A 12,460-nucleotide genomic window follows, 5' to 3' on the forward strand; every position below is an offset into this window, starting at 1 on the left:
CAGCAAGGGAGGGGGCAGCGCGCCCCCTCCCCGCCAGCCCGTTCCACTCCACCGCAACAGGAGCCCGCCGTGACAACCGCTTCCCCCACCCGCCTCGTCGTCGGAGTCACCGGCGCCACCGGGGCACCGATCGCTGTCCGCCTGCTGGAAATCCTGCGGGAGGTGCCGCAAGTGGAGACCCATCTGGTGCTGAGCACCTGGGCCCGCTCCACCATCGAGGTGGAAACGTCCCGCACCAGCAGGTACTGCGCCGAACTCGCCGATGTGACACATAAGTTCGGCGATCTGGGTGCCACGATCTCCTCTGGCTCCTTTCCGGTCTCGGGCATGGTCATCGTCCCGTGCAGCATGAAGACGCTCGCGGCGGTACGGCATGGCATGGCCGACAACCTGATCGCCCGCGCGGCCGACGTCACGCTCAAGGAACGCCGTCCGCTGGTTCTCGTCCCCCGGGAAACACCGCTCAGCGAGATCCACCTGGAGAACATGCTCGCTCTCTCCCGTATGGGAGTCCGCATCGTCCCCCCGATGCCGGCCTTCTACGACATCCCGAACGGCATCAGCGACCTCGTGGACCACATCGTGATGCGGATCCTCGACCAGTTCGATCTCCCGGTGGGCACCGCGGACATCGCGGCGCGGTGGCAGGGCCTGGCCCATACGCGCAGTCGCGGGCCCATGTCAGGAGTGGACCGGATACGGCGGAGCAGCCCAGGAGACGGCGAACGCCGGCAGCCCGGTCGGCGGGGTTCGGGGCGCCCCTGAGCTTCGGCACGGAGCGAAGCCCCTCGCTCCGTGGCCGGCCTCCGGGCGCCACCGGCACGGCCCGCAGCCCCGGGGCGGGCCTCCGGTGGGGCGGAAGCGCCGCCGTCACCCTGCGTCCCCGTGGGAAGTCCTTCGTGATGCCGACCCCGGTCCACGTCGTAGGAGACCGGGACCGAGACCGAACGGTCGGCCCGCACCGGGGGTGGCCGGCCGGGTAGCGGCCCGGTGACGGCCGGGGGCGGACGTTCCTCGGACTTCAGGCCCGACTGGATCGGACGAGGCGGCGACCGGCTGCGGCGAGGACGGTCGGTGGGGCGCCCTCCGGTGCCGTGGGACCACGGGGCGGATGAGGACGGCTGAAGCGGACGGACCAAGTGTGTTACTTGCTTGACACACTTCAATCCGCCGGGCAGTGTGTCACATGGTTGATACACATCGTGGGAGGGGACGGGCCCGGCATGTTTGCTGCCGCAGGAACGGAAGGTGCGAGGCGGGCGAGGCTTGAGACTCCCGTGCGATGGGCCGGCGCGGCGACCGGTCTGACCGTCAACGCCCTGGTCTCCTTCAGCCCCGAGTCCGACGTGGATCTGCTGTACGGGTTCCCCGTGTTCGGCCTGTGCGTCATGGGCGGCGTGTTCGCGGCACATGTGATCGCGCGCCCGAGCCCCGGCGGACTACGAGTGGCCGAGGTCGCACCGCGCCGGATCCGGGACAACCTGCCCCGATTCCTGACCGCTGCCCTGGCCGCGCAGGCTGTTGTCCTGCTGGCCCTCCTGATCGTCTCCACCACGACGGGCTCGTCGGACGCCGACGGTCGTCCAGGACGTGCTCTGTCGGTCACGTGCCCGGAGGGCGCCCAGCTGCTCTCGCCCTGGCCGGGCCCCCACTACGCATGGCCGGCCCTCGGCGGTCTCGCCCTCGGCACCGTTGCCTGCGCGCTGCTTCTGCGCCGTGTCACCGCGCGGTGCGCGAGCGACGACCGACGCCGCACGAACGTCCGGGCGGCAGTCGGCGCATGGGGAGTGCTGGTGACCGCCCCTCTCTTCGCCGTCTCCTTGACGATGGGTGTTGTGGTGCTGGGCTTGTCCTGCGCGGGAGGTATGAAGGACGTGGCCTTGTGGGGGCTGGCCGTCACGGCCCTCACCTCCGCACTGACCGCGTGTCACTGTCTGGGTGTCCTGTTGCTGCCGCAGGCCTACATCAAGGGTCGACCATGACGACAAATGGCATCAGCATCAGCGTCAATCACGCTTCCCCTGTCCCACCGTACGAGCAACTCCGCGTACAACTGGCGGATCTGATCTCCATCGGCCGGCTGACCCAGGGAGACAGACTGCCGTCCGTGCGCCAGCTTGCTTCCGACCTCGGGCTGGCCAACAACACCGTTGTGCGGGCATACCGCGAACTGGAGAACGCGGGCCTGGTCAAGAGCCGCCGAGGTTCCGGTACCCAGGTCGTCGCCCCTGCGGCCACCACCGACATCAAAGCGAAGCTCGCGGCACACGCAAGCAGCTACGCGGCCGCCGCCAGGCAGCTCGATGCCACTGACGAGGAAACCCTCGCGGCAATCCGGCATGCTCTCGCGTCTCGCGACACACCCTGACCTCAGGGAGAACCGGTTCGCGCCCTCGCCCTCACCGCCGCCGCCAGTGCATGCCGAGGCGGTCGGGAGCGGCACGGAACTGCGGTGCCGCTGCCGGGTCACCGTCTACACGCCGTCCTGTGTCTGCTTCGTCGGCCGCGCTGCTTTCCCGGGCGGATTCGATGGCGGGTTCGATCCCGAGAACGTCCTGCGGCAGCCACCGCACCGCCCGGGTGCCCGCGGTGGGGCCCATGGAGAGCTCCGCGTGGCGAGGTGGCTCCATCGCCGGACTATCGACGGCCGGCGCGGAAGCTCTTGATCATCTCGCCGTTGACCAGAATGACGAGACAGCCGCAGCCGCCGACGCAGTATTCGACCTCACCTTCAGACGTGCGGTGGTGGGACCTCAGCTTCCACAACTGCGTTTCCGCCCGAGTCGGCTCGTGGCAGACGGGGCAGCTGTCGTCCGGCGGCGTGGCCACGGATGGGGGAGTCATGCAACCAACATGGCGTCATGGTCTAAGACACTTCAACCATTACATCGGTGGATGGCTCACGTGGGACGGGCGGCGGAGCGGTCTGCAGGTCCGACGTGCCGAGCGGAACGGCGCACCGACCAGGCGCCGGCCAGGACTATCAGCGCCATGGCACACAGTTGACGAACGGTGAGCTGCTCGTTCAGCAAAGCGAAACCGACTCCCGCCGCCACGGCGGGACTCAGTGCGAGCAGCACTCCGAAGGCGCGCACATCGATGCGCCGCAGGACCGTCATGTCCAGCGAGTACGGGATCAGGGAGGACAGGAGGGCCACCAGGAGCCCGGTGGCGAGGACGGCAGGGTGGGCCGCCACCGTGCCACCGTCTGTGACGAGGGTGATCGGAGTCATCACGCAGGCGCCGCAGGCCAGTGCCAGCGTCAGGCCCGTCCAGTCGGGGAACAGTCGCCCGACCCGCTGACTCAGGACCACATATCCGGCCCGGCACAGCGCGGCGGCACCCCCCAGCAGCAGTCCGGCGGCGGGGAGCGCGGCCCCTGGGGTGGCCAGCAGGAGTACACCCACGAGCGCCGGCAACGCCACGGCGAAGTGCTCAAGCCGACGGGACAGGACGATCGACAAAGTGAGCGGTCCGAGCAGTTCCAACGTCGCGGCCACCCCGATCGGCAGGCGGTTGAGGGCCTGGAAATACGCCAGGTTCATGGCCGCGAGGACCAGACCGAGCGAGATCGCCGCCCGCCACTGCACAGCCGTGATCTCCCGAAGCCGCGGCCGGACCAACGTCCAGAGGATCGCGGCCGAGAAGAGCAGCCGCATACCGGCCAGCGCGGTGGGACCGACGATCGCATACGCCTCCTTGGCCACGGCCGAACCCGCTTGGAGGCTGATGATCTGGGCCAACATCAAAGCGGGTGCCGTCGCGCTGTCCTGCCCAGGTGGGCGGGGCATCTTCACCGTCGTACTCCTTCGGAGACTCTCCGCGGTCCGTGCCGCCAGGCCCTGCCGTGACGTCCACGCCGGCCACCGGGCCCGCCGCCGCGCGCCACCGCAGCCCGGACCCACACGATGATGTAATTGCCTTATGCATTTCAACCATTACGGCGGAGAGGCCGCCCGGCTGGCCGCCGACCTGAGCAACCTGACCGCGCCACCACGACCCGAGCACCTGGAACCACTGCTCGCCACACACGGCGTGGTGCACCGCACGCTCACCGCAGCACAGGCCGAGACGATCTGGACATGGAGTCGGCGCCTGGCCGCGTGCTTCGGTCGGCAGGAACTCGAAGAGCGGTGCCGGGCGGTCAACACACTCCTTGCCGACGCCTCCAGCAGTCCCCGGATCTCCCTGCACGACGGCCGGCCCCACCTGCACTACAGCGCCACCGGTGCCGACGCAGCCGCGCATATCCGCGCCGTCACCGCAGCCGGACTCGCCTACGTCGTGTGCTCCGCCGGCGCCGAACGGCTGGGGCGGTGCACGCGCCACGACTGCGGTCTGGCATTCGTCGACACCTCCCGCAACGGCCGACGCGTCTACTGCTCCGTGCGCTGCGCCAACAACGACGCCGTGGCGCGTCACCGAGAGCGGCGCCACGATGAGGCCCGGCCCTCGACTGCACGGAAGTCCCGGCGGACGTGACTGCCCGGGACACCGCCATTTCACTTCCCGGTGCGGTGGTGTCGGTTCTCTCACGGCGGCCGCCGGGTCGTACGCCGGCCGCCGGGGTATCAGCCCTCAGATCCGGTCGGTCGGGGCCAGGCCGGATCAGACGCGGGCCGATCCGCAGGGGCAGCGCCGCGATCGCCCCGGCCCGCACGGCGGCGTACGCGATCACGCCGGCCGTTCCGCTCATCCGACGCACCGTCGGCACCGGGAGCGCGAGCAGCGCGAGTGTCTCCAGCACCCACCACCAGCCCGTGGCGTTGACGACGCTCGCGGGCACCGGACGGCGCCGCCGGTGACGACGGCGTCCGACGGGGCGGGCACCGGAGGTGGGCAGGGAGCTTTCGTTGTCCATGCCCCACCCTCGGCGGAGCGCAGGCCGCCGGGCATCCGCCGGATGGCCGGTTCCCGTCCGGCGGACGGGAACCGTCTCATCCTTCCGGTGGGGCTGCCGGGCCACGGCGGATCCGGCCGGGCGTCCCGCACGCCGCCCGTCACGCGGTCGTACACCTCGTCGTCATGGTCCCCCGCACGGGGCGGCTGCGCGGCCGGACTCGTTCGCGGCAGGGCCGATGACCGTCCGACCGACATGGGGAGGCGGGACGGCGGAGCCGGCCGGGGTTCGCGGGCGGACCGACCAGGAAGGGCGGCAGCGGCGGCGCATCGTGCGGCGAGCCGACAGCACGGTGCGGTTCCGCAGGACGATGATGCTGCCGGCCCCGGTGGAAGAGCCGGGCCGCTGATCAGCTGATGTGCGGGGCAATGATCCGTGCGCACTCCATCGACTCGGCACGCGTGGTGTCCACCTCCAGGTCATGGACCATGCCCCGGTGGACCACGTCCGCCTGGGACGCGGCCATGCCGATGACCCGATCACCGCGTGCGACCTCACGGCCTGCGGCAACCGCCCTGTCGCATTGGACACCGACCCACAGCACCCGCAATTCACCCAGGGCCCTCTGTCATCGCTTCTGCGAATCCGCCCCGCCGAGGAACACCTCGTCAACGATGACCCGGGCGCCCGCACGGGCCATCGCGGCGACCCCTTCGATCCATGCCGCTTCCAGCGTCCGGAACTCCGGCCCGACGATCACCTGTCCGTCCGGAGCGAACTCGATCCCGGCATCCGATGCCTGCATGGCCGCGGGCATCGCATCAACCAGCGTGTCTGTCGCCAGGGCCGGCCTCGGATCCGGCAGGACTGCCTGCAGACACCGAACGATCCCGGACTTCCCCGAGCTGGAACCGCCGTTGAGAACGATCACCTCAGTCATCACCGCGCGACGGTAGAGGCACGGCGGCTAGGCCTGAAACGGATTTTCGCGAACGCTGTACTGCTCGCCACCACCCGGCGAACCCTCCCGTTCAGACCACGGGCCGGCGTAGGCCGACCACAGCCCCGACCGTCGTGGGCCAGGGCCAACAACGCTGCGCCCGTGGCCGAAGACCACCACACGGACGAGAGCGGGGAGAAGAGCCCACCTGCCGAGGACGCGAATGCCGATCGGGACGGACGGACGGCAAGTGGCTCACACCAGTGGCAGGTGACGGTGCTGAAACGCGATGCCGGCCCATGGCCACCGCCCTGCGCCCCACCCGACCGGTAAAGCTGCCCCAGACCAAACGCAGAACCGACGGACCTGCGGCAGCCTGTTCCACAGAATGGAGCAGCAGCTCCCCACCTGGACCGGCCACGTCCGCGCAGCCCTTGCCGCAGCCGAGCAGCAGGAGATCGCACGGCGCCGCGCGGGACACCCGGGAGAGTGCGGGGCAGCGACAGTGGCATGAGGGCGTGCCCCGACCCGGGGCACGCCCTCTTCTCACCTGCCGGGCTTCGGCCCCGGCCGTACCCGTCCGGACCGCCTGCGGACCAGAACCGCGACGAACAACAGCCCGGCACCGCCCACCAGCAGCGGCACCAGCCGGCCTCCGAGGACGCCGGACGAATCCCCGGCGGACTGCGTGGAGATCCGGCCCTTGTCGCTGCCCCCGCCGTAGCCGTTGCCCGAGCCCTTGTCGTCCTTGGTTCCGGAACTTCCCTTGCTGGCCGACGAGTTGTCGCCGCCCATCCAGATCTGCCTGCCGTTGGCGGCGGGGCGTGCCGTCCGAGCGGACCGGGCGGTGTCCTGCCGCATGCCGGCCCAGCGGTCGCGGAAGGCTTCGGTGGAGGCGACCTTCCGCAGTCGGAGCCGGGAGAGGTCGACACCGCCGTAGATGTAGGTGTGCGTGTAGATGTAGTTGCCCTTGCGGGAACGTTCGGTGACCTTGAACTCGCCGTGTTTGTACGAGTGCACGTAGGCGTCGAAGGTGTCGCGCGGCTTCCACGTGGTCCGCGTCCTCCAACGGCTCACGTCGCCCCGGTCGATGAGGTCGCCGTACGTGGACGGGCCCTGAGGGGCGCGTTCGCGGTACCACTCCGCGGCGACCCTGGAGAGATAGACGCGGCGCAGGGCGGCGTACTGCGACGCGTGGTTCACAGCCCGCTCGATGCCGGGCAGGATCAGGTCCCGGAAGGTGTTCTCGTTGCGCTTCTCGGACCCGGGGGAGCCGCGGTCCTTGCAGGAGGCGGCACCTCCACTGCCCTGCCCGGAGAGATGCTGCGACTCCATCTTCACCTTCAGCGGCGCGTCGAGGATGTAGAGCTGGTCGTCCTGCTCGTTGACGCGTGCCTGACCGGGAACGATCCAGGTGCGGAACGACATGCACCTGCCGTCGATCCGGTTCCAGAACTTCTTGCCCAGCGCGGTCTTCGGGTGTATCAGGGCGGCCGTCGTCTTCTTCAGCTGAAGGTCGGCCTGGAGCAGGATGCGGCCCGCGTCGGTGCGGCCCAGGTCCGCGTCGACGATACGGTCCGGCTCGGTCGGGTTGAGGTTCACCCAGAACGTGGAGCGAGGCATGGACAGCCAGACGAAGAATGCGTCCGAGCTCTCTTTGACGGCCTTCACACCTGCTGCCGAGTTCTTCTCCTTGCCGGGCCCGCCGGGGCCCGCACTGAAGGCGTACTGCAGTCCCTTGCCGGAGTCGGAGAGGTAGCGCAGCTCCAGGGTGGTGAAGTCGATGCCACCCGGTGCGGAGGCCGGGTCGGCCAGGGCCTGCGCCAGGCCGCTGCTGCGCGGTGCTGAATTCCCCTCGTCCTCATCGCAGGGCTGGGAGCGCAGGGCGCCGAAGCGGGTGAAGACCGCGGGATTCGCCCGAGTGCCACGCGAACTTCCGTGCGTTGACGCGCTGTTGACAGCGGTACCGGGGCACGGGGTGCCCGGGACCTTCATGGTGTCCTTGGTCGCCTCCTGGTACTCCTTCTCGCGCTGCTGCTCCTCTCCGTACTCCTTCCTCGCCCTGGGGACGTCCTTGCCCAGTTGCAGCCGGGTTTCCTCGTTGCGCTTCGAGGCGATCTTCCTGTACTTGGCGTTGATCGCCTTCACCGCCCGTTCCCGGGCCTCGTCCGTGGTGTGCTTCTTCATCGCCACGGCGATCTTCTGGTTGCGCTCGGAGAGCTCGGCATCGGTGAGGTCGTAGTCGTAGGAGTAGAAGCGGCGGGCGTCGCCGTCGACGAGCAGGCGGCACTGCTGGCAGAAGGCCCGCTCCGAGGCCCAGGTGAGCTCATCGAAGGAGGCGCCGCCGTGGCCCGGGTCGGCGTTCAGGCGTTCCAGGGCGCGCAGTACGAGGGTCTCGGAGTGGCTGCCGGGGTCGTTGGTCTCGTCGGAGTTCCGGTGCTTGGGAAAGCTCATCCCGCCGACCATCAGCAGGTGGTCGAGACCCGCGTCGCGCACGCGCTGGTACGCGCCCTCGGGCAGGTAGTCGCGGAACTCGAAGAGGTCGACCTTTCGGTAGACGACCAGCGGGCCGCTGCCCTGGGGCGGGTTGCCGACGATGACGTCCAACTGTTCCTCGCTCAGACCCGTCGGGTCGACGAGGGCGAAGGCCACGTTGGACCACTCGCTGAACGCCCTGCCCGGTTGCCCCTTCTCCATGGCGAGCCGGATCATCAGAAGCTCTTTCATGAGCTTGTCTTCGTAGTACGGCAGCTTCCCGCTGTCCGGTACGCCGGCCTGCAGGGCGGGTGCCGAGACGGGTGTGGCGGTGGTGTCCGGCCGGCCCGCGGCCGGGCGGGCGGCGGCGGAAGGTGACGCGAAGGCCGCACTGCCCGCGAGCGGGAGGGTGAGGGCGAAGGCGGCGGTGATGGAGCCGACGGTTGTCGTCAGGCGGTGCCGAGTGCGGTGAGTCACGGTGACACATCCCCCGTATGCGCGGTGAGTCGCGATGAAGGTGTCCACTCCGGTGAGGGGCCCAACGGCCCTTCCGAGTACCGGTTGTGACGTCTCGAAACGTCTCTGTGGTTCCCGGCTCAAGGTGGCGAGCGATTCCGAACAAGCGTAGGAGCCTTCGTCCCGCCGCATCGTACGGTCGGCCGGGCGTGGTCGTGGCGGATGCCGGTGCGAAGTGCGCGCTCGCTTTCAGGCGGCGCCGGTGGGTGCCGGGTTCTCGGGGAGCTGCCAGTTGCCACCGCGGTCCCGTGTCGAAAGGCGCGCGACGAGGTCGGGGACGTGCAGGAGGCAGGCCAGCGCGGTGGTGGCCTGGAAGACATCGATCGCACGCTGGGTCATCGGCAGGCCCAGGCGCAGCAGGCGTGGGTTGACTTCGCCCTGGATCTCGTTGACGAAGGGCCGCAGCACGCGGTCGTAGTCCGCCAGCGCGGTCGGCAGGTCGCCCGGGTGCCGGTTGATCTCACCGGCCAGGACGTGGGCGCCGACCAGGCCGCCGGAGACGCCCATGCCGCTGTACGGGGAGGCGCAGTGCGCGGCGTCACCGGCCAGGACCACGCGGCCCTTCGACCAGGTGTCGGTGCGGACCTGGACGATCTCCTGGGAGTAGAAGAACGGGCTGGTCTTCATGCCCTCGATGAAGCGCTCGGTCTGCCATCCGGCATCGCGGAACCTGCTCGCCCAGAACTCCTGCCGGCGCTCGACGGGCGCCCGGTGGATTGCCGAGGCTTCCTCGGAGTCTTCCCGTATGACGAAGTACACCTGGGTCTCGGTCGGGTTGTGGCTGCGGCGCATGATCTGACGGCCGCCCGGGACCATGCAGGTGTCCCGGACATTGCTGTCGGACGCGATGCGAGGAACGAACCAGTAGGCCATGTGGATGCCCACCCGCCAGTACGGGTCGAGCCCCTCCGGGAGAATCGCTCGCCGGATGCGCGATCCCTGCCCGTCCGCGCCGACCAGGAGGTCGAATTCGCCGGAGGACCCGTCGGAGAAGTGCCCGACGACCTTGTGGGCGTCCTGCTCGAAGCCGTCCACGCCCACACCGAAGACGTACTCGGTGTCGTCCTTGGTGGCGTCGTGCAGGATGCGCACCAAGTCGCCGCGCATGATCTCGTACTCGGACGTGAGGGTCTGCCGGCCCTTCCCCGAGGTGTTGGCCATGATCGTCGCCCCGGCCTTGCCGCGTGAGTCGATGAAGGTGACGCCCGCCTCGTCCACAAGCTTGGCGCGGACGGCTTCGAGAAGCCCCATTCGCTTGACGGCTTCGATGCCCTGACCTCGCAGATCCACCTGGGCCCCGGTGGCCCGCAGCGCCGGAGCGCGTTCGGCGACGGTCACCCGGTGGCCGCCCCGGGTGAGCCAGAGGGCCAGGGCCTGCCCCGCGATCCCACCACCTGCGACGAGGACCCTCAGGGGTTGCTTGTCCGATCCTCTCGCCATGCCCGTCCCTCCAAAATCTATCAGTGAAAGATTCCTTTTCAGAGTCATCTATCGGCGATAGATTGTCAACATGACCAAGATGAACCGCGAGGTCGTCATCGCCGAGGCGCTCGGCCTGCTCGACGAGGTGGGGCTGGACGCCGTCAGCACGAGAAGGCTGGCGAAGCGGCTGAACGTCGAGCAGCCGTCGCTCTACTGGTACTTCCGCACGAAGAAGGACCTGCTCGCCGCCATGGCGGATACTGCGATGACACCCCATGCGACCGCGTCCCTGCCGACCCCCGACGACGACTGGCGCGACTGGTTCGCGGACAACACGCGCAGCTTCAGGCGCACCCTGCTGATGCGCCGGGACGGCGCACGGCTCCACGCCGGCAGCACCCCCACCGCCGACCTCGACCGGATCCGCCGCAAGATGGACTTCCTCATGGCCTCCGGTGTCCCTGAGCGGGACGCGCAGATGGCGATGCTGGCCGCAAGCCGCTTCACCGTCGGCAGTGTCCTGGAAGAACAGGCAGAAACCGGCCCGGGGAACGGCGCGGATCTGCCGGCCGACGTGCCGTCGATCGATCACGAGTCGGCCTTCGAAGCAGGACTCGCCCTCATCCTGAACGGCCTGGCGCAGCGCATCGGGGCGTAGGGAGCCGACCGGCACCACGGGTCACACACCGGATGGGTGGCGGGAGATCCACCGAGCGGGTGTGGGACAGGCCCGAGTAGAGGGTGGCCGTGTTCGACGATCCCCGTCACCGCGAGGCGGGCCACCCCCGGATGGCCTGCCGGCAGATGTGCCCCTCGCTCGGTGGCCGAACGGACGGAGCGCTGGGCAACGGCGAACTCGAACCGGAGTTCCGGTGTCGCCGCACCTTGCGTAACACCTCGTCGCCGGTAGGGAAAACCCCAGGCGAAACAGGGGGGCGTTCCCCAGGGACCGGGCGGCCGGGACGAGACAGGATTGCCGGACCGACCAACCGCACCGTTCTCCACAGGGAGTCCCCTTGTCCGGTCCTGTGGCCTCCACACGACTCGCAGGCGTCTCGGGCCGCGCGCTCGCCCTGCTCGCCGCCCTCGCCGCGGCCCTTGTACCCGCCGTGTTCGTGGTGCCGCACATGCTGGCGGCGAACGGCTCGGAGGACGGCTTCGCGGACCAGCGCAACCTCATCGACACCGTCAGCGAGGAGTTCGTCCGGTACTGGAACTCCGGTGACCGGGTGCTCTCCCCGGGGATGGAGAGAGTCGTCGACTACTGGTTCCGCTTCCACGTGGCCAAGGCGGCGATCGCCGTCATCTTGTTGATCGTGCTCGCAGTGCTCGGAGTTCTTCTGCGCAGGGCCCACTTGCGGAGCGGCGGGCCGGGGCCGGCGAGGAGGGCTGCCGTCGCGACGGCCGGGGTCGTCATCACGACGCTCGCCCTGTTCTCGTCGGTGATCGCGGTGGCCAACATCCAGGGTGCGGTAGCGCCGTTCACCTCACTGCTGTCGATGCTGCCCGTGGGGGCTCACCACGGAAGGCTCGTCGACACACTGGACCAGGTCCGGCAGCGACTGGCCGACTCCTTGAACACAGGCGCCTCGTCTCCGCCCGCCCTTGAGGCGATGATCAGTGACAACTCTCGATATCACGTGGCGTTGGGGGTGATGGCCATGGTCGTGGCGGTCGCCCTCATCGCCCTGAGCCTGGTGCTGTGGAAGCGGTTCCTGCGGACGGGGCCGTCCGACAGGCGCACCAGGCGTGCGCTGGGGGCATGCGGTGTGCTGTCGGCGTCATCATCGCTGGTCGTGATCGTTCTCGCGGTCGCCAACCTGTCCACCGCATCCGATTCGGCACGGGGACTGTTGGTCTTTTTCAACGGCGGGTGAGGGCCGCGTGCGCGAGTACGCCGACACCGGCACATCACCCGGCGTCTGCCGGCAGGTCCCCGTCGACACCTGCCGCACGAGGCGACGACCATGCGGTGAACTGGCCGCGATGGCGCCGCGGGCACCGGGCCAGAGCCTCAGACGACACTCCACACACGCCGGAGGGTGTGCAGGCGGTGTGCCTCGTGCCGCTCGACAGGCACCTCCTCACCCGCCCCTTCATCGAGCGCACCGCGCGACGGGCCACCTGACGGCCATCCGGACCGGACGCTCGTGATCCAGTCGGCTGTTCGGCGCCGGCAGGTGTTCCGTGTCATCCGGTGCCGGCTACTCGTCGGCCGATCATGAACCGTTCGGCGCCGGCCAGGTGTCTCGGAATGCAAGGGAGCA

General features: G+C 69.4%; 10 protein-coding genes and 1 pseudogene. 6 read left to right on the plus strand and 5 right to left on the minus strand.

Annotation, left to right across the window (positions count from 1 at the left end):
* The first annotated feature begins 69 nt into the window (after positions 1–69).
* The 3 genes from ACGF8B_RS25140 (at position 70) to ACGF8B_RS25150 (ending at position 2,368) form a co-directional block, all read left to right on the plus strand.
* Positions 70–765, plus strand: coding sequence for a UbiX family flavin prenyltransferase (locus ACGF8B_RS25140; protein WP_392742591.1), 696 nt, complete (start codon positions 70–72; stop codon positions 763–765).
* A gap of 512 nt (positions 766–1,277) precedes the next feature.
* On the plus strand, positions 1,278–1,982 hold the full coding sequence (locus tag ACGF8B_RS25145) for a hypothetical protein (RefSeq protein WP_392742593.1): 705 nt from the start codon (positions 1,278–1,280) through the stop codon (positions 1,980–1,982).
* On the plus strand, positions 1,979–2,368 hold the full coding sequence (locus tag ACGF8B_RS25150) for a GntR family transcriptional regulator (protein WP_392742596.1): 390 nt from the start codon (positions 1,979–1,981) through the stop codon (positions 2,366–2,368). The genes ACGF8B_RS25145 and ACGF8B_RS25150 overlap by 4 nt, the downstream gene beginning before the upstream one ends.
* Positions 2,369–2,399: 31 nt before the next feature.
* On the opposite strand, the gene ACGF8B_RS25155 is transcribed toward ACGF8B_RS25150, so the two are convergent.
* Together ACGF8B_RS25155 and ACGF8B_RS25160 are read right to left on the minus strand one after the other, a co-directional pair.
* The gene (locus tag ACGF8B_RS25155; protein ID WP_392742599.1) at positions 2,400–2,630 is read right to left on the minus strand and encodes a hypothetical protein; all 231 of its coding nucleotides are present in this window, start codon (positions 2,628–2,630) and stop codon (positions 2,400–2,402) included.
* Positions 2,631–2,900: 270 nt separating this feature from the next.
* Entirely contained in the window at positions 2,901–3,791 is an 891-nt protein-coding gene (locus tag ACGF8B_RS25160; protein ID WP_392742963.1) for a DMT family transporter, read from the minus strand.
* Positions 3,792–3,924: 133 nt separating this feature from the next.
* Here ACGF8B_RS25160 and ACGF8B_RS25165 point away from each other — a divergent pair, with 133 nt between their 5' ends.
* Positions 3,925–4,482, plus strand: a complete 558-nt coding sequence (locus ACGF8B_RS25165; protein ID WP_392742602.1) for a CGNR zinc finger domain-containing protein — start codon at positions 3,925–3,927, stop codon at positions 4,480–4,482.
* Between the two features lie 767 nt (positions 4,483–5,249).
* Here ACGF8B_RS25165 and cpt read toward each other — a convergent pair.
* From cpt to ACGF8B_RS25180, 3 genes and pseudogenes are all read right to left on the minus strand, one after another.
* Positions 5,250–5,780 (minus strand): annotated as a pseudogene (gene cpt / locus ACGF8B_RS25170) (chloramphenicol phosphotransferase CPT).
* Between the two features lie 546 nt (positions 5,781–6,326).
* Entirely contained in the window at positions 6,327–8,732 is a 2,406-nt protein-coding gene (locus ACGF8B_RS25175; RefSeq protein WP_392742604.1) for a hypothetical protein, read from the minus strand.
* A gap of 228 nt (positions 8,733–8,960) precedes the next feature.
* Positions 8,961–10,211 carry an FAD-dependent monooxygenase gene (locus tag ACGF8B_RS25180; protein ID WP_392742607.1) on the minus strand — a complete coding sequence of 417 codons (1,251 nt, stop codon included), beginning with the start codon at positions 10,209–10,211 and terminating at the stop codon, positions 8,961–8,963.
* A gap of 70 nt (positions 10,212–10,281) precedes the next feature.
* On the opposite strand from ACGF8B_RS25180, the gene ACGF8B_RS25185 reads away from it, so the two are divergent.
* Together ACGF8B_RS25185 and ACGF8B_RS25190 are read left to right on the plus strand one after the other, a co-directional pair.
* Complete coding sequence (locus ACGF8B_RS25185; RefSeq protein WP_392742610.1) at positions 10,282–10,851, plus strand: TetR/AcrR family transcriptional regulator C-terminal domain-containing protein; 570 nt, start codon at positions 10,282–10,284, stop codon at positions 10,849–10,851.
* 358 nt (positions 10,852–11,209) lie between these two features.
* Entirely contained in the window at positions 11,210–12,070 is an 861-nt protein-coding gene (locus tag ACGF8B_RS25190) for a hypothetical protein (RefSeq protein ID WP_392742613.1), read from the plus strand.
* Positions 12,071–12,460: the final 390 nt, after the last annotated feature.

The sequence above is a fragment of the Streptomyces sp. NPDC047917 genome (genome assembly GCF_043204345.1).
Taxonomy (GTDB): Bacteria; Actinomycetota; Actinomycetes; order Streptomycetales; family Streptomycetaceae; genus Streptomyces; species Streptomyces sanglieri.